Source organism: uncultured Roseivirga sp., from assembly GCF_963973945.1.
In the GTDB taxonomy this organism is placed as follows: Bacteria; Bacteroidota; Bacteroidia; order Cytophagales; family Cyclobacteriaceae; genus Roseivirga.
Genome location: NZ_CAXBBV010000003.1, coordinates 341,449 through 358,614 on the forward strand (window position 1 = coordinate 341,449; position 17,166 = coordinate 358,614).

The window sequence follows — 17,166 nt, forward strand, 5'->3', positions numbered from 1 at the left end:
CTTAAATCTAAAAAGTGATTTGTTGTCCAATTTTTGGTAATGTAAGCTGAATTCCTGATTCGCTCGCTTTTTCTATCGACTCCTCATGGTCTATTGCTACATAAGGAAAGGTGTCGAAATGTACCCCAATTAAGATATTACATTTTACCATTTTTGCAGCTTTTATAGCATCGGTAACGCCCATCGTAAAATTGTCGCCTACAGGCATTATAGAGAAATCTAAATTGAATTCTTCGCCAATAAGCTCCATGTCTTTTGTAAGAGCGGTGTCTCCTGAATAATAGAAGCAGCCTTCGGCATTGCTTATAACTACACCAGCGGGGTTACCACCATAACTTCCATCGGGCATTGAGCTAGAATGAATAGCATTTACCATTTTGAGTCTTCCGAAATCGAAATCCCATGCTCCACCATGATTCATAGGGTGGCCGTTTTCTATTCCCTTTGTTTCAAACCAATTTACGACTTCGTAAGTAGAAATTAGTTTGGCTTTTGAGTTGAAATAAATGGCCTCAACGTCTGCTACGTGATCTCCATGCCCATGACTTAAAATAATGTAATCAGGCTCTATTTCGCTGATATCAATATCTTTTGCAAGTTCGTTGGGGGTAATGTATGGGTCAAAAAGCAACTTTTTACCCATCGTTTCAATCATAAAAGAGGAGTGTCCGTAAAAGGTGAATTTCATGTTTGCTAGCCTCTGATTTAGTTCGTCAATAGCCTACAAAGATAGAAGAATCATTGAAAGAATTAAGTCAACTACATCAATTGAAAGTGACTAAACTATGAACCCAAGATAATTGGCTGTGATTGATAGAATTAGACGGTAGCTTGATTTTTTAAACTAAAAAAGGAAGCCTTTTTGGGGCTTCCTCTTTAATGATTTTATTAAATCTTACTTTCTAGATTTCTTTTGCTTTTGGGCTTCTTGGCTCGCTTTCATCGCGTCTTCCAATCTTTGTTGAAATTTAGATTTACCCTTGTTTGCATTATTTTTCTTGTTCTCGTGCAGTTTTGCTCTAATCTGATCTTCGTCTACAAAACGTCTAATGATGGTCTGCTGACCAAAAGTGATGATGTTGGAAACAAAATAGTAGAAGCTTAACCCTGATGAATAAGAGTTCAATACAAACATGAAAATAATTGGCATTACATAACCAATGCTTTTCATTGGACCTTGTACAGTACTTACTTGATTGTTTGACCAAGTATAGAGTAGGGTAGAAAGAGTCATTAGCAGCGTGAAACCACTTACGTGAGAACCATAAAAAGGAATGGTAAACGGTAAGTTAAACAGTACATCGTAGGTTGAAAGGTCAGTTGCCCATAAGAATGATTCTCCTCTTAATTCAATTGAGTTAGGAAAGAAGAAGAACATGGCAAACAAAATTGGCATTTGTAACACCATAGGGATACAGCCACTGATTGGGTTTACGCCCATTTCGCGATAGAGCTTCATTTGCTCTTGTTGCATTTTTTGCTGATCTCCGCCTACTTTTTCTTTTAGCTCGTCTAGTTCTGGTTTAAGGGCCTTCATTTTGGCCATCGACAAATAGGATTTCCTTGTAAGTGGGAATAGCGCCAATTTGATGATCAAAACAATGATCATAATGATTACTCCATAACTAGCTATGTACTTCTCTAGGAATTGGAATAGCGGAATAATGATGAGCTTATTAACCCAACTCACCATTTTATATCCTAAATAGATATTCTCTTTATAACCTGGAGTTACCTTTTTTAGAATTCTATAATTATTGGGACCGAAATAATATTGCTGTTGACTACCACTATAAAGGTCGGCAACAGGAATGGCCAAACGCATTTCGCCAGCTTTAACAATAGATGTATCCTGAACTGGAACTTCCGTAGTTACTAGCGCGCCACTGAAACCCTTTTCTGAAATAATTCCAGCGTTAAAGAATTTTTGATCGAAGCTTAACCACTTTATTGGTTCGGTTAATTGCTCTTGTTGTATATCGTTGCTCGATGCCTTTAAGTCATCTAAATCTTCGGCAAGTGAATACCATTTGATGGTAGACTTGATACGAGAATCTGATAAGTTTTTCTCGTAACGTTTCATTTGGTGCGCCCAAACAAAGTTCATTTGGTCACCAATAATGCTGCTATTTAGGCCGTTGATTTTAATCTCATAACCAACAACATACGAATCGCCAGCGATTGAATAAATTTGCTCAATCGAGTTACCTGAGCCTAAATCCATGGTGTATTTAAACTGGAGCGAATCGCCTTTTACAAGGTTAGTGCCTGTTTGGCTGGCTTTAAAATAGAGGTCGGCTATGTTAATGTTTCCTTTAACAGTTTGTAGCGTTAGCGACTGGCTTGTTGATTCTTCATCAATCAACATCAAAGGCCTACCGTCCCATGTCTTAAAATCTTTTAATTCAACCGATTTTATAATACCACCCTTAGAGCTAAAAGTGAACTTAGCCACTTCGTTTTCTATGGTTAAATCGGTAGCTTCACCTTGCGCACCAGCGGCAAACGCACCATACTTATCTGTATAATCAGTGGCAATGGTGTCAGGCAAAGCAGTGCTTGTTTCTGACTGATTCGTTTTTTGCTCAGGAGTAACCGCTGCTTGTTCGGTAGGGGCTGGTGTTGCTAAATCTTCCTCGGTAACTGGCGGCTTAAAAACGATTGCATAGGTTATTAATAACGCTGCAATCAGGCCGAGACCGATCATCTGATTTCTATCCATCTTCTCTTTATTCTTATTCTTAGTTTTTCTTATTCTGTATTATGGCATCAATAAAGCTCACGAAAAGTGGGTGAGGGTTCATTACTGTGCTTTTTAATTCTGGATGGAACTGCGAACCAACGAAATAAGGATGGCTGTCCAATTCAACAATTTCTACCAATCCCGATTTTGGGTTGATGCCCGTTGCCTTTAGCCCTGCTGCTTCCATTTGTTCCAAATACTTATTGTTGAATTCGTATCTGTGTCGGTGTCTTTCCTGAATTGCAGATGTTTTATAAGCCTGATAGGCTTTTGACGACTTCTTTAATTTACATTCGTAAGACCCTAAACGCATGGTTCCACCATAGTCTGTAATCTTTTTCTGATCTTCCATCAGGTCAATTACTGGGTGTTTGGTGTTTTTGTCCATTTCAGAAGAAGCTGCATCTTCGAAACCTAAAACGTTTCTTGCAAACTCCACTACAGCGCACTGCATTCCCAAACAAATGCCAAAGAAAGGGATATTATTCTCCCTTACATAGCGAATAGCTTCAATTTTGCCTTCAATGCCTCTTTCTCCAAAGCCAGGAGCAACCAGTACTCCATGTAAATCACTCAGGGTTCGTTTAACGGACTTTTCTGTAATCGTTTCTGAGGAAATCCAGTGAATGTTCACTTTGCACTCTAAGTGGGCACCAGCGTGGATGAACGCTTCAGCTATTGATTTATAAGCATCAGGCAATTCTACGTATTTACCTACTAGCCCAATGTTTACTTCGTTGGTCGGGTTTTTAAGTTTGCTCAAGAAAGTTCTCCACTCGTCAATATGTGGAGGCTCTTTGTGGGCAAGCTTTAATTTTGTTAAAACGCGCTCGTCTAGTTTTTCTTTACGCATCATCAACGGCACATCGTAGATGGTTTCCGCATCCAATGCCTCGATTACTGAGTTCAGCTGTACGTTACAGAAAAGAGAAAGCTTTCTTCTTATTTCTGAAGGCAAAGGTTTTTCTGAACGACAAACCAATATATCGGGCTGAATACCAGCTTCTAGTAATTGTTTTACCGAGTGCTGTGTAGGTTTGGTTTTCAATTCTTTGGCAGCTGCCAAGTAAGGAATAAGCGTAAGGTGAATTACCAAAAAGTTGCTTTCTCCTAAATCCCATTTGGCTTGCCTAACGGCCTCAATAAAAGGAAGTGACTCAATATCACCAACACAACCACCAATTTCTGTAATTACAATATCGTAATCGCCAGTTTCGCCAAGTCTGTAAAAATTATTTTTGATTTCATCGGTAATGTGAGGAATTACCTGAACCGTTTTTCCCAAATAATCTCCTCTACGCTCTTTGGTGATAACGTTGTGGTAAATTCTTCCTGTGGTTACGTTATTCGCTTGTGAAGTGCGAACATTCAAAAAACGTTCGTAGTGGCCCAAGTCTAGATCTGTTTCCGCTCCATCATCAGTCACATAACATTCGCCATGTTCGTAAGGATTTAGCGTTCCTGGGTCGATATTAATGTAAGGATCGAATTTCTGGATGGTGACACGGTACCCCCTTGCCATCAGAAGATTACCAAGTGATGAAGCAATAATTCCTTTTCCTAAAGAAGAGGTAACACCACCAGTAACAAAAATGTATTTCGTAGAAGCCATAAGTAAGAGTAAATGGAATAACTTATGGGGTACAAAGGTAGTATATTTACTTTGATATGAAGGTAACTTACTGAAAGATTGCCTCACTCTTTTAAAACTATGAGGCTAAATTGATTAGGCATGTCTTTGCTTGTTTCGAAGGAGAAAATTAACCTTGTTACGATATAATTTTAACTAATTTTATGACTCAGATAGCGTGATTTGATAAACCTTTGATCTACTTTTTGTCCGCTTTTGAATTACTACTAACTTTGCGCACCTTTTAAAAAAAGGTTAAGGAATGAACCTCTCAAAACATTTACAAAACAATATTTTTAAACTCGTTGGCACTGTTGCCGATAAAATGGGTGTAGACACCTATGTAGTAGGAGGCTATGTACGAGATATATTACTCGGTCGACCTTCTAAAGATATTGACTTTGTATGTGTAGGTTCTGGAGTAGAACTGGCACAAGCAGTTCATGATGAGTTAGGAGGGAACTTGCCTTTTACCGTTTTCAAATCCTTTGGTACTGCCATGATTAAAAGTGGCGACTTGGAATTAGAGTTTGTGGGGGCCAGAAAGGAATCATATCAACGTGATTCTCGAAAACCAATTGTAGAAGACGGTACTTTAGAAGATGATCAGAATAGACGCGATTTCACAATCAACGCCATGGCCATTTCTCTTAACAAAGAGAGTTATGGTGAGCTGATTGATCCTTTCAATGGTCAAGCTGATTTAGCTGCAAGAAATATTAGAACTCCATTAGCACCAGAAGTTACTTTTTCTGATGATCCACTTAGGATGATGCGGGCCGTTAGGTTTGCTACTCAACTTAACTTTGATATTGAACCCGATACCTTTGAAGCCATTACCAAAATGGCCGAAAGAATACAGATTGTTTCGATGGAAAGGGTAACTGACGAACTGAACAAGATTATTCTGGCTAAAAAACCATCTTATGGTTTTAAATTGCTGTTTTATGCGCAATTGCTAGATAAGATTTTCCCTGAAATGGTAGCACTTCAAGGAGTTCAAACCATTGAGGATAAGTCGCATAAAGATAACTTTTACCACACTTTACAAGTGCTGGATAATATATGTGAGAACACCGATGATCTATGGTTACGTTGGGCTGCCATTCTGCATGATATAGCCAAGCCTGCGACCAAGAGGTTCAATAAAAAAGTAGGTTGGACTTTTCATGGTCATGAAGATAAAGGTGCCCGAATGGTTCCCGGTATATTCAGAAGAATGAAACTGCCGCTTGGTGCCGAAATGAAAAAGGTGCAAAAGTTGGTAAGACTTCATCTGCGTCCTATTCCATTGGTGAGAGATGAAATTACTGATGCAGCAATAAGACGGCTTTTATTTGAAGCAGGGGAGGATACTGATGATTTAATGATGCTCTGCCGAGCAGATATTACATCCAAAAATCAAAATAAAGTAAAGCGGTTTCTTCAGAACTTCGACACTGTAGAAGAGCGCATGCGCGAAGTAGAAGAAAAAGATAAAATTCGTAACTTCCAGCCCGTAATTACTGGAGAAGTGATTATGAACACATTTAAAGTTGCTCCTGGCCGTTTGGTAGGAGAAATTAAGGAGGCGTTGAAAGAGGCGGTGTTGGAAGGTAAAATTCAAAATGAATATGATCAAGCTTTTGACCTAATGGTGAAACTAGGTAGGGAAAGAGGTCTTGAAGTTGTTAAAAGTTGAAATAATCTGAATTTGTATACAATGAGAAAAATGAAGTATTGGATGATCGCGGCCGTTATGATGGTTTCTGTAGCGTCATTCGGACAAGATAGTACCTACCTATCGAATGAGTATGCCAAAGCAATGGCTGTTTATAACCAAGCTCAATTATATAATGACATCGAAGTACAAAAAGCTGCATTGTATGATATGTTGGTCTTAGATCCAGGTGATAGCTCGGTTATGAGAACCCTTTCTGAATATTATTATAATAATAGAAGGTATACATCAAGTGCATTGGTAGCTATGGATCTTCTGAAGAAATACCCAGGAAACATGGTAGCTACAGAAATAGCAGCACTTAGTTATGAACAACTTAGAATTTACGATAAAGCCATTGAGTATTATCAAGAGATGTGGCTTAAGCTAGATGATAATAATATTCTTTATCAGATTGCTTATTTGCAATACTCTATTAAGCGCTATGAGGAAGCCAATACCAATATTGGAATACTTGAGAGCAAGTTGAAAGATGATGCTATTATCACTTTGACTAAACAAGATGGAAGTACCCAAGATGTTAAGTTCAAAGCAGCATTAAAAAATCTAAGCGGTTTAATGTCACTAGATCAAGGAAACAAAGAAGATGCAAAAGCACGCTTTAATGAAGCATTGGCACTTTCTCCTGACTTTGAAGCTGCAAAAATGGGCTTAGCAGAAGCGAGCAAATAAGAATAATTAGCTCATTTAATAAAAAGCTTAAGGCATTACCATATCAGGTGATGCCTTTTTACATTCCTCGCTTTCCTAATTCTATTACCTCAAGATTTTTTATCCTTCCAGCCTCTAGGTCGAAACGAAGTAAAGTTCTCACTTGGTGGAAACCATGATTGCCTGCAGCCCCTGGGTTCATATATAGCATCTTATCTAAGCTATCGTCTGCCATAACCTTAAGAATATGAGAATGCCCACAGATAAACAACTGTGGTTTTATTTCTTCAAGCCTTTTCCGAACGCCCTCTGCATATTTAGGAGGTTTACCACCAATATGAATCATATATACTTTCACTCCTTCAACTTTAAGAACGAGCTCTTCTGGAAAAACGGACTGAATCATTTTATCATCAATATTTCCATAAACACCTCTAGTAGGCTTGAATTGCTCTAATTGTTCAATTACACTGAAGTCACCAACATCCCCAGCATGCCATATTTCATCACAGTCTTTAAAGTGATGAAACACCCGCTCATGAAGGAAGCCATGTGTGTCTGAAATCAAGCCAATTCTCATAATGGTAAAAGTGTAAAATTTTTCCCGAAATGGGATGTTTTTTCCCGAAATGAAATGCCTGATTAAAGGATGAAGATAAATTACGCACTGTATAATGCTGATTTACAGCATGAACGTACTTATGTGCAAAAATAAAATCTAAAAATTATTTCTGGTTTAAGTTTTGAAAGGGGTATTAGAAAAACAAAACCAAAAACGATGAAAAAATTACTACTAATTCTTACAATGGCTGTCAGCACTTTTAGCCTTTCAGCACAGACAGAGGACTCACCATGGTGGTTGACTCTTGAGGTTACCAACAATAAGTTGGATTACAAATGGTACGATGGAATGTTCACTTTTGGGCAACTAGACAATTCTGGTTTCAGGCTTGGTATTGAACGTTATTTGAATCCGAGTTTCGATTTAGAAGTCGGTGCATCTTATGGTAATCTAGTTCATGAGTCAATCATAGACGGAAAAGCAGCTGACATTGATTTGAGATTTGCTTACAAGCTTGACAATGGGTACATCCTTAAAAAGGATGCAAAGGTAGCTCCTTATCTATTTGCTGGCTTTGGGGTAACTAGTTTCTCTAAAATTGAACCTTTTTATGAGGAATTCAATGAAGGAACCTACAAAATGCTTCCTTTAGGAGCTGGACTAAAAATCAAGGTGGTTGAAAACGCTGAGATTAATATGCGCGCAGCTTACAAAAAGAGCATTGATTACGCTCCAAACTACCTTCAGTATGCTGTTGGTGTGTCTTTCTCATTAAGCGGAAAGAAAGATTCTGACGGAGACGGTATCTATGACAAGGAAGATATGTGTCCTACAGAGGCGGGCCCATTAGAAAACAAAGGTTGCCCTTGGCCTGATACTGATGGAGACGGTGTGTTAGATAAAGATGATGCATGCCCTACTCAATCTGGAACATTAAACGGCTGTCCTGATACTGACGGTGACGGAATTAAAGATTCAGATGATACTTGTCCTACAGTAGCAGGTATTGCTAAATTCAACGGTTGTCCTGATTCTGATAACGATGGAGTACAAGACTCACAAGATGCTTGTCCAAATTTAGCAGGTACATTGAATGGTTGTCCTGATACTGACGGTGACGGTGTGAAAGATAGCGATGACGCTTGCCCAACAGTAGCTGGCACTTTAAACGGTTGTCCTGATAGAGATGGTGATGGTGTGAAAGATAGTGAAGATAACTGTCCTGAAACTGCTGGTTTGGCCTCAAATAATGGTTGCCCAGAAGTAAAAGAAGAAGTAAAGAAAGTTCTTGAACTTGCCGTGAAAGACATTCAATTCAACTCTGGTAGTGATGTATTGAAGTCATCTGCAAACGGATCTTTAGATCAAGTTGCTGATTTGATGAAAGAAGAAGATTTCAGCCTAGAATTAAGCGGTTACACTGATAGCACTGGTGATGCTGCTAAAAACCTAGATCTATCTAAGAGAAGAGCAAATGCAGTTAAGCAGTACTTAATTAATAAAGGAATTGCTTCAAGCAGATTGTTTGCTGATGGCTACGGAATTGTAAACCCAGTTGCAGACAACAAAACTGCAGTAGGTAGAGCAAGAAACAGAAGAGTAGAATTGAAAATCATCTTCAGGTAGTAAAGCAGATTAATAAAAAAAATAATAGAGAGGTCGTTGTAAAAGATGGCCTCTCTTTTTACATACTTATTGGTTGATTTAGTCCTAAGTACAGTTATTCATATATGTAAATCAGATGTCTGTATATAAAACTGATTTTGTAAGAATGGTATTTGGCTCTAGAAGGTCGAATATTTTTCGTTTTCCTTTTTTACATGAACATATGTTCATACCTTTGATAAAAACCTATCCAAATGGAAGAGCAGCTTGACAATGAAAGGGTCGAGAAAATTGCCTTCGTGCTGAAGACTATTGCGCACCCTATGCGAGTCGGTATCATTGATCTCCTAAGCAGGAATGAAAAGATGTCGGTGAATGATATTACAGCGTACCTCGGGTTAGAACAATCACTTACATCACACCATTTAGCTAACCTTAAAATGAAAGGAGTGCTTGGTAGTAAGCGTGATGGTAAGAATATTTTCTATTTTTTGAAGATGAAGGAAGCTCCGGAAATCATCAAAATTTTAGAAGATGTTAAGGTTAATGTTTTTTAGAACTTACTCCACAAAATACTGGTTACATTTGAGAACACAGTTTTCTCAATTATGCCTATACAATCAGTAAACCCTTCAAATAATCAATTAATACAAGTTTTTGAACCTCATTCAGAGGACTTTGTGAATGCAGCAATAGAGAGAGCCGACCTTCAGTTTTCTTTGTGGAAGGACGTGCCATTTGCTGATAAAGCCATTCTTTTCAACAAGTTGGCTACCGTATTAGAAGAGCGCAAAGAATCTTTAGCTGAAATTATGACCCTAGAAATGGGGAAACTTACAGCCGAAGGTATTGCAGAAGTTGAAAAGTGCGCATTCGTCTGTAGATATTATGCCGACAATGCTGAAAAATTCTTGAAGGATGAAATCCTTAAATCAGATCATTCTAAAGCCTTTATAAGCTATCACCCATTGGGTACTATCTTGGCTGTAATGCCCTGGAATTTCCCATTATGGCAAGTGTTTAGATTTGCAGCCCCCACTTTAATGGCTGGGAATGTAGGCTTATTAAAACATGCCTCAAACGTTCAAATGTGCGCTCAAGCCATTGAGGATGTTTTTATTGAAGCAGGCTTTCCAAATGGAGCTTTTCAAAATTTAAGAATAGGCTCTGATAAAGTAGAAGCCATTATTAATGATGACCGCATTAAAGCCGTAACCCTTACAGGAAGCGAAGGAGCAGGAAGTGCGGTGGCAAGTGTAGCTGGTTCAAAAATTAAAAAATCAGTTTTGGAGTTGGGCGGCAGCGACCCATTCATAGTGTTAGATAATGCCGACATGGACCTTACAGTTCGTACTGCTGTAAAGGCCAGAATGCGTAATTGCGGTCAGAGCTGCATTGCAGCAAAACGCTTTATTGTAGTAGAAAGAGTGTATGATGAATTTGTAGAAAAATTCAGCTCATTTTTGCAAGCACTCAAAGTAGGAGACCCTAGCGATATTATGACTTCTTGTGGCCCTATGGCTTCAGAAGATTTGGCCAATGAATTACTTAAACAAGTAGAAGAAAGTGTAAGCAAAGGCGCTAAAGTGGTTTTGGGAGGTAAGCGTCCTGAAAGGGAAGGAGCTTATTTTGAGCCTACAATTTTAGCAGATTTAAAGCCGGGTATGCCAGCCTATGAAGATGAGCTTTTCGGCCCAGTGGCATCATTGTTTAAAGTGAAAAATGAAGAAGAAGCCATTGCTTTAGCCAATAACAGTAAATTTGGTTTAGGTGCTTCCATTTGGACACAAGACTTGGTGCGTGGCGAAATGATTGCAAGGAAAATCGAATCAGGAGCCGTGTTTGTAAATCATATGGTTTCTTCTGATCCACGTTTACCTTTTGGCGGTATTAAAACCTCTGGTTATGGCCGAGAGCTTTCGCACTTGGGTATCCGTGAATTTATGAACACTAAAACCATTGCCATTAATTAAGGATTGCTGAACCTGTTTGATAATTCAGAGAGGTAAGCGAATAAAGAGCTGATGAACAATACTGTTCATCAGCTCTTTTCTTTTCATCAATTTAGAGAATGAAGCCCTATACGATTACCCTCTGTATCGAGGAACATAGCGAAGTGTCCATTTTCTTCATCAATTAACGTTTTAGGGACAATGATTTCTCCTCCATTAGCTTCTACTTTATTTAAGATAAACTGAAGATCATCCCCGCCATTGAGGTAAATTATTACACCATCAGATGAAGGGTTGTAACCTTCTCCTTTTATGAGAACTCCTGAGGCGGTTTGTCCATCACTTGGAAATAGCCCCATTTGTGTACCCTGCATTTCTATTTCAGTGATTTCTATATCTAAAATTGATTGATAAAAATTGACGGCACGTGAAAAATCAGTCGTTGGTATTTCGAAAATTGAGATAAAGCTTTTCATATTTTTTCTTTTTTGGTCTAGAGTGTTCTTATCAGTACAAGCAGTCAGTATGATTGCAGAAATTACAATTAAACTTAGTGGTATCTTTTTCATTCTGGGTTCTTAAAATTTTTTCAAAATTAAGAAACTCCAAAAAGAACGAATTGTAAAAATGCGACAGCTCTAGTCCTCTGAATAGAAAAGAGAAGAAAGCACCAATTGCTCGTCACTCAAATACTCTTTAGGATTAGTGCCCGTAAACTCTTTGAAATCTTTAATGAAATGTGCTTGATCATAATATTCACTAGCATACGCAATCGTTGTTAAACTATCAGGTTGCTTATTAAGTATCATTCTTAAAGCAGTTTGCAACCTTATTATTTTACCTAATTGTTTTGGGCTAATTCCCACCTGTTTCAAAAAGTTTCTTTCAAGGTTTCTTCTTTGTGATAGTTCACCTTTCAGAATAGAGCTAATGGGTATACTTCCGTTGGTTATAAAAAGGCTGTCAATAGTAGACTTTACGATTTTATCAATTGTGGATGTCTCAATTAGCTTGCTTAGCAGAAAACTCTCCACAATTTCTATTCTCTCTTCCGTACTTGCAGCATGAATAATTTTTTGTTCTAATTCATTTGCGGATTCCCCAAAAAGCATGGCGAGTGGTGTGTCCTTATCAGCTAATTCTTTAACTGGCGTTTTTATGAAAGTGGCAAAACCATAAGGGTAGAAACGAACGGCAAATGAGTTGACAAATCCTGTGGGTTGTATAAAGTATGACTTAGTAATTTGGCCAACAACCATTGCTCTTGGCTGTAATACCCAGTTTTCTTCGTTCTCCAACCTTTTTATGTCTTCCCCAAGAATAAAGGCCATTTCAATGCAACCGTCAGGTACTATTCTTTGCTTTTCAGTTGCCATTTCGGAAGGAACCTCTAGTGTCCAGTAACACTTAACAATGGCTTCTAGGTCGGGGTGAGCTTTAAACGTTTGGTAATTCATTTAGGGAGAATTAATCTTAGATAGCGTATAATCTGATCTAAATAAAACAAAAAGTAGCAGTTATACTCATGCGGGTGGTCATCAATACCGATTGAAAATGGTCGATTGTTGATGAAGGTACATGTTTGGTGTATTAAACCTTACACTGTTCGGTTGTCGCTCTCCTCTCTTTTTCCTTCGGCAATCAATTCTTTGGTTTCTTTTGCTTCCTCTTTCGTTATTGTTTCTACTTCTTCTTTTTGAGAGTGATCAGATGAATCGATACAGAAAACACAGCATATCGGAAAATGATCTGAGCCAATATGTTCTAAAACACTTAGTTCTTTCAGGAAAATAGTTGGGCTATGAAAAACCAAATCTAAAGGTGTTCGGAAAAACCAATACTTTGCATGATAAGAGGCTAAAATACCACGCCCCATTCTACCATCAATTAACCCGCTGTTTTCACGGAACAATTCAGAGATTTTAGACCAAGCTACTGTGTTGAAGTCGCCTATTACGAGTGTAGGCTTATCTATTTCTTTGGTGCGTTTTGCAATACATAGTAAGTCACCATCGCGCTCTTTAGAAGTATCTTCTTCCGTAGGGCTTGGCGGTGGAGGGTGAACACAGAAAAGAACAAAGTCTTTTCCATCTTTGGTTTTAAAATGAGCTTCAATACTTGGTATATCTTCAGAAACAAAATAGTGCGTAGTGATTTTCTGAAAAGGAATTTTAGCATACAAATGCATGCCATAGGTATTCTCTAGTGTTATTTTTTCTGTATAGGGATAGTCAGTTTCCGTTTCTCGCATGGCAAGTTCCCAATCCTTATTGCTCTCTATGGTGACGAAAATATCAGGCTTTTCTTTTCGAATAAAGTCTTTAAACCTGTCAAACTCTTGATTGAACTGATAAATATTGGTGGAAATAACCTTGAGGCTAGCTAATCCTTTTGTTATGTTCTTGTGACTTTTATAAAACTTTGTGAAACGAGCTAGCAAATAGGAATGATAAACAATTAACCCTATTTGAATTAAGGCGACCACCCAAAAAACAATGCTCTTTTCCGCGAAAACGAAAAGGCCAATGCTCGCTATAACTTGAAAAATGAGCAGTTGGATCTTAATGAATTCAGGCACACGAAAAACCCAATGTTGATTTTTAACAAAAGGCAATAGGCTTAAAAGAATAAGCAGTATAGATAGAATTAGAAAAAAGGTACTCACCTCACAAGTTTAAACAAAGTTACCGAAAGTAGAAGATTCTATGCATACCGAGCGACAAAGGTTCCGTATGTTTTATGTATGTGGTTTTGCCCCTTCACTAACGTGTAGGTTGAGAGGAAATGTATCTATAAAAGATTATTATTGAGTGTTAATGGTAGCTGGGCAACCTCTGAGGGTTTTTATAAGTAAACTGCTGGTTTTCTTTCCTTGAGGAACGAAAGGTCTAGAAGGTCGATTCCAGAAGACAGGTGAGTTACGATTGTTACTTCCTCAAAAGATCAACTTTGGTTTTGTCATTAAGCAGAATGTAGTTTTTAATTAAATCTCCATTTTCGGACCATTCCCAATACTTGAAAATTTTCGTTGAGTCATTTGGGAAATATTCCCATTTTCGCTTCTTATTACTGCTTTCGAAGAATTCTTCTGTCTTAATTTCGGAGTAATTTATGCTATTGTAAACTCCAATAGATGATATAGTGCCGGAATCAAAATAGCTAGTCTTTATAAATTGGTTTGAATCTTTGTCAACTAAAGAGACTTCTTCTAAAACACCTTTATTCGAGAATTTTGAATCTTTCAACATATTTCCACTCTTATCAAAAATTCTTTCATATCGAATCTTTCCATTATGTGGCCAATAAAAATAGCAGGTATCAACGGGGTGATTATTTAAAAAGGTAAAGTCTTTTTCTTTTCTCCCTTTTTGGTCAAACCATATGGAGTGACCTGACTTTTGGTCATTTAAATAGTTTTCAACAATCATTTTAGTCCCACTAGGGTAATATATAACCCTTTCACCATGGCGAAGACCATTCTCGAATTCTTCAAGGATTTCAACGCTACCACTTGGGTACATTGTTTCTATTTTCCCATTTAGCCTTTTGTCTATTTGTTGTTTGGGATGATTATAAATATCTCTGAGCAAGCGAAGTTCCTTAATACCTCTTTCGTATTTCCAGTCTTTTTCACCGTTAATATCCGAATAGAGTTTAGAAAAGGTGCAAAGACCAGTTCGTTGTTTTCCGCTGTTATCTTTATAGGCAAATATTATCCAATATTGATTTTCTTGAATTCCTATATCGCATGAGGTCATGGATAAATTCAGATTAAAATTTCCTCCATTCACTAAGATAGATGAAACGGATTCCCCTTTAAAGGTTTCGAGTGTTGTGACGTTGGCTTCATAAAAAAGATCATGTTCAGACTTCTTCTCAACTTCAGAAACAAATATTGAGTCTACTCTTACAAAAGCAATGAAGGAATACTCCTTTAAATCATCTTTAGTTTTAAACTCATAAGGCCCAGTACATTCACATGCCAACGCTTTAACTGTTGTTAATGAAAAGTAGATTAAAAGTAGAGTCTTGATTCTCATAATATTAAACATACCCCATCACTTTATAAGTTGCCAACCCTACCCATTCTTTAAAAAGGGTTTCCCAACGCTTAATGGCTTCTGCCTTTGGAATGACGATATCATCGAAATTTGGTGTAGGTCTATCTGTATAATAGCCTGCGGGAAATTCGTCAAACTCAACGCCTTGCTTGGCTAGACAGAGGGCCGAACGCTTCATATGAAAGGCTGAAGTAATCAACAGGTACTTTTGATTAGGGTAATCTCGTTTTAATATTTTGGCAGACTCCACCGCGTTTTCATAAGTGTTTACTGCATTGGGCTCCACAGTGATTGCCGAATCAGGAACGCCCGCCATTAGTAGAAAACTTTTTAGCCTTTCCGCAGCAATACTCATTCCTGCCTGCTGAAAACCCAAACCACCACTAACGATAATGTGTTTCAGTTTACCCTCATTATAAAGTTGAAGTGTATGGGTAATTCTATCGGCACCATGGTTAAAATACACTCTGTCGTTCGGACTTTTACTGCCTTTGGTTATACCCGTAAAAACTATCCCCACATCATATATCCCCACTTCATTCATAGGTGTAGGCTCAGGTTCCCACAAAAGCATGGCCCTGTTGCTGATGTATTGGTTCGAAAAGAAAATCAATAATACCAAGGGGAGGATAAAGAAGAGCTTTTTCCTTTTTGGGTTTTTGGTCAACCTAGAGTACACAAGAAAACCAATGACCCAAGTGAGGGGCATTACGAAAAGGGCGAGTATTTTTGAAAGAATAAAGAACACGATGGATTTTTTACGAAATTACACTAACATAGTCTTAAATCATTATCGATTGATTATTAATGAGTTAAATGTTTTTTGTTTTGTTTTTGATATTTATTTCACAACGGGTGTAATGACATACCCTCACCCTCGTCTCTACTATTGAATGGAGTTGCAAACGTTTAAATCACAAGTTCTACCAGTAAAGGATAAGCTCTTTCGGATTGCCCTCAATATGATGCGGTCTGTTGAGGAAGCCGAAGACATTCTACAAGATGTAATGGTAAAGCTTTGGGACAAACGGGCGCAATGGGGCGAGTACAGAAATCTAGAGGCTTTTGCAGTAACCATCACCAAAAACCTTTGCCTAGATCGACTCAAATCAAAAAGAATGAAAGGCCATTTCGATATTCAAGAAATGGAGTTGGATTCTGGAACGGTTTCACCTTACCAACGCATTGAGCTGGACGACAGTGTAAAAACGATGGTGAGAGTGTTTGAGCAACTGCCGGATCAACAGCGGCTTTTGATTACCCTTCGGGATGTGGAAGGCTACAGCTATGAAGAAATAGCGGAGCAAACGGGATTGGAAGTGAACAACATTAGAGTGGGCATTTCTAGGGCAAGAAAGAAGGCGAAAGAAGATTACTTAAAAATTGCGAATTATGAACAGCAATAAAGAAATAGAAGCATTAATCGAGAAATATAACAACGGAGAAACTTCTCTTCAGGAAGAAGAGCAACTCCAAAACTTCTTTCGGGGAGAAGACGTCCCCGACCATTTGAAAGAAGAGCAGGCTTGGTTTGCACAACTCGACTTAAGAGCGAAAACCGAATGGGAAGGTTTTTCTGATGATAAGCTTTTTGGAAAGTTGGATGCGCAGGTGAAGCAAGAAGAAGCCAAAGTGGTACCTATACTTCAACCTAAAACAAAGCAGGTTTGGATATATCGTGTAGCGGCAGCCGTGGCTTTAGTATTGGTAGGCTTCTACATGGGCAATGAAATCAGAAATGATGATGTAGCAGGAGTGAAAGAAGAATTGGCGCAGGTAAAAGCCATGATGCTCGAACAAATGACAAGCTCATCGGCAAGTGGAAGGCTGCAAGCAGTGAATTACTCCATCGAATTTAAAGAAGTAGATCAGGAAATGCTCAATGCTTTGATTAATGTGCTAGAAACCGATGAAAACATGAACGTAAGGTTGAAAGCAGTGGAGGGCTTGGCCAAGTTTTATGACGAGCCTACAGCCAAGAAAGCTTTACTGAAGGCTTTAAAAGAAGAGAAAGAACCGATGATACAAATCGCTTTGATTGACGTGCTAGTGGAAAATAATGAAAAAGCTGCATTGGACGAATTAGAACGCATAGCCGAAGATGGCAACAGTATAAAAGGAGTGAAGGATCAAGCCTATATGGGCATGTTCAAACTCAAGGAAATGTAAAAATATTTAATCGATTGAATTGGTCAGGATTAGCCTTCCTTAAAAGGTAAAACTCAAAATATCTGAAACATAA

The 17,166-nt window shown here is 38.2% G+C and carries 16 protein-coding genes; 7 read left to right on the forward strand and 9 right to left on the reverse strand.

The features are described 5' to 3' along the window. Positions 1 to 7: 7 nt before the first annotated feature. The 3 genes from AAC026_RS07900 to AAC026_RS07910 form a co-directional block, all read right to left on the reverse strand. The gene (locus tag AAC026_RS07900; RefSeq protein WP_339696748.1) at positions 8 to 688 is read right to left on the reverse strand and encodes a metal-dependent hydrolase; all 681 of its coding nucleotides are present in this window, start codon (positions 686 to 688) and stop codon (positions 8 to 10) included. Between the two features lie 207 nt (positions 689 to 895). Beyond that, the gene (yidC, locus tag AAC026_RS07905; RefSeq protein ID WP_339696751.1) at positions 896 to 2,722 is read right to left on the reverse strand and encodes a membrane protein insertase YidC; all 1,827 of its coding nucleotides are present in this window, start codon (positions 2,720 to 2,722) and stop codon (positions 896 to 898) included. Positions 2,723 to 2,741: 19 nt separating this feature from the next. After that, entirely contained in the window at positions 2,742 to 4,355 is a 1,614-nt protein-coding gene (locus AAC026_RS07910) for a CTP synthase (protein WP_339606512.1), read from the reverse strand. Positions 4,356 to 4,635: 280 nt separating this feature from the next. Here AAC026_RS07910 and AAC026_RS07915 point away from each other — a divergent pair, with 280 nt between their 5' ends. Both AAC026_RS07915 and AAC026_RS07920 read left to right on the forward strand, forming a co-directional pair. Beyond that, on the forward strand, positions 4,636 to 6,054 hold the full coding sequence (locus AAC026_RS07915; protein ID WP_339696753.1) for an HD domain-containing protein: 1,419 nt from the start codon (positions 4,636 to 4,638) through the stop codon (positions 6,052 to 6,054). 21 nt (positions 6,055 to 6,075) lie between these two features. Beyond that, positions 6,076 to 6,765, forward strand: coding sequence for a tetratricopeptide repeat protein (locus AAC026_RS07920; RefSeq protein ID WP_339606514.1), 690 nt, complete (start codon positions 6,076 to 6,078; stop codon positions 6,763 to 6,765). A gap of 58 nt (positions 6,766 to 6,823) precedes the next feature. Here AAC026_RS07920 and AAC026_RS07925 read toward each other — a convergent pair whose 3' ends face one another. After that, positions 6,824 to 7,324: a metallophosphoesterase family protein gene (locus AAC026_RS07925; RefSeq protein ID WP_339606515.1), complete on the reverse strand. Its 501-nt coding sequence runs from the start codon at positions 7,322 to 7,324 to the stop codon at positions 6,824 to 6,826. A gap of 198 nt (positions 7,325 to 7,522) precedes the next feature. Between AAC026_RS07925 and AAC026_RS07930 the strand changes: the two genes are divergently transcribed. From AAC026_RS07930 to AAC026_RS07940, 3 genes are all read left to right on the forward strand, one after another. Next, entirely contained in the window at positions 7,523 to 8,932 is a 1,410-nt protein-coding gene (locus AAC026_RS07930) for a thrombospondin type 3 repeat-containing protein (RefSeq protein WP_339606516.1), read from the forward strand. 233 nt (positions 8,933 to 9,165) lie between these two features. Beyond that, entirely contained in the window at positions 9,166 to 9,468 is a 303-nt protein-coding gene (locus AAC026_RS07935; RefSeq protein ID WP_053223262.1) for a metalloregulator ArsR/SmtB family transcription factor, read from the forward strand. 51 nt (positions 9,469 to 9,519) lie between these two features. Next, entirely contained in the window at positions 9,520 to 10,884 is a 1,365-nt protein-coding gene (locus AAC026_RS07940; protein WP_339696756.1) for an NAD-dependent succinate-semialdehyde dehydrogenase, read from the forward strand. An 86-nt stretch (positions 10,885 to 10,970) separates the two neighbouring features. On the opposite strand, the gene AAC026_RS07945 is transcribed toward AAC026_RS07940, so the two are convergent. The 5 genes from AAC026_RS07945 to AAC026_RS07965 form a co-directional block, all read right to left on the reverse strand. Continuing rightward, positions 10,971 to 11,432, reverse strand: a complete 462-nt coding sequence (locus tag AAC026_RS07945; protein WP_339696759.1) for a VOC family protein — start codon at positions 11,430 to 11,432, stop codon at positions 10,971 to 10,973. 69 nt (positions 11,433 to 11,501) lie between these two features. Then, a complete protein-coding gene (locus AAC026_RS07950; RefSeq protein WP_339696761.1) occupies positions 11,502 to 12,320 on the reverse strand; it encodes a helix-turn-helix domain-containing protein in 819 nt (272 codons plus the stop codon). A gap of 140 nt (positions 12,321 to 12,460) precedes the next feature. Further along, positions 12,461 to 13,528, reverse strand: a complete 1,068-nt coding sequence (locus AAC026_RS07955; RefSeq protein WP_339696764.1) for an endonuclease/exonuclease/phosphatase family protein — start codon at positions 13,526 to 13,528, stop codon at positions 12,461 to 12,463. Positions 13,529 to 13,790: 262 nt separating this feature from the next. Continuing rightward, a complete protein-coding gene (locus AAC026_RS07960; protein WP_339696766.1) occupies positions 13,791 to 14,903 on the reverse strand; it encodes a hypothetical protein in 1,113 nt (370 codons plus the stop codon). Positions 14,904 to 14,907: 4 nt separating this feature from the next. After that, positions 14,908 to 15,672, reverse strand: a complete 765-nt coding sequence (locus AAC026_RS07965) for a YdcF family protein (RefSeq protein WP_339696769.1) — start codon at positions 15,670 to 15,672, stop codon at positions 14,908 to 14,910. Positions 15,673 to 15,817: 145 nt separating this feature from the next. Between AAC026_RS07965 and AAC026_RS07970 the strand changes: the two genes are divergently transcribed. Both AAC026_RS07970 and AAC026_RS07975 read left to right on the forward strand, forming a co-directional pair. Further along, on the forward strand, positions 15,818 to 16,330 hold the full coding sequence (locus AAC026_RS07970; protein WP_062302851.1) for a sigma-70 family RNA polymerase sigma factor: 513 nt from the start codon (positions 15,818 to 15,820) through the stop codon (positions 16,328 to 16,330). Further along, entirely contained in the window at positions 16,317 to 17,093 is a 777-nt protein-coding gene (locus tag AAC026_RS07975) for a HEAT repeat domain-containing protein (protein ID WP_339696772.1), read from the forward strand. Before AAC026_RS07970 ends, AAC026_RS07975 begins: the two co-directional genes overlap by 14 nt. Positions 17,094 to 17,166 lie beyond the last annotated feature (73 nt).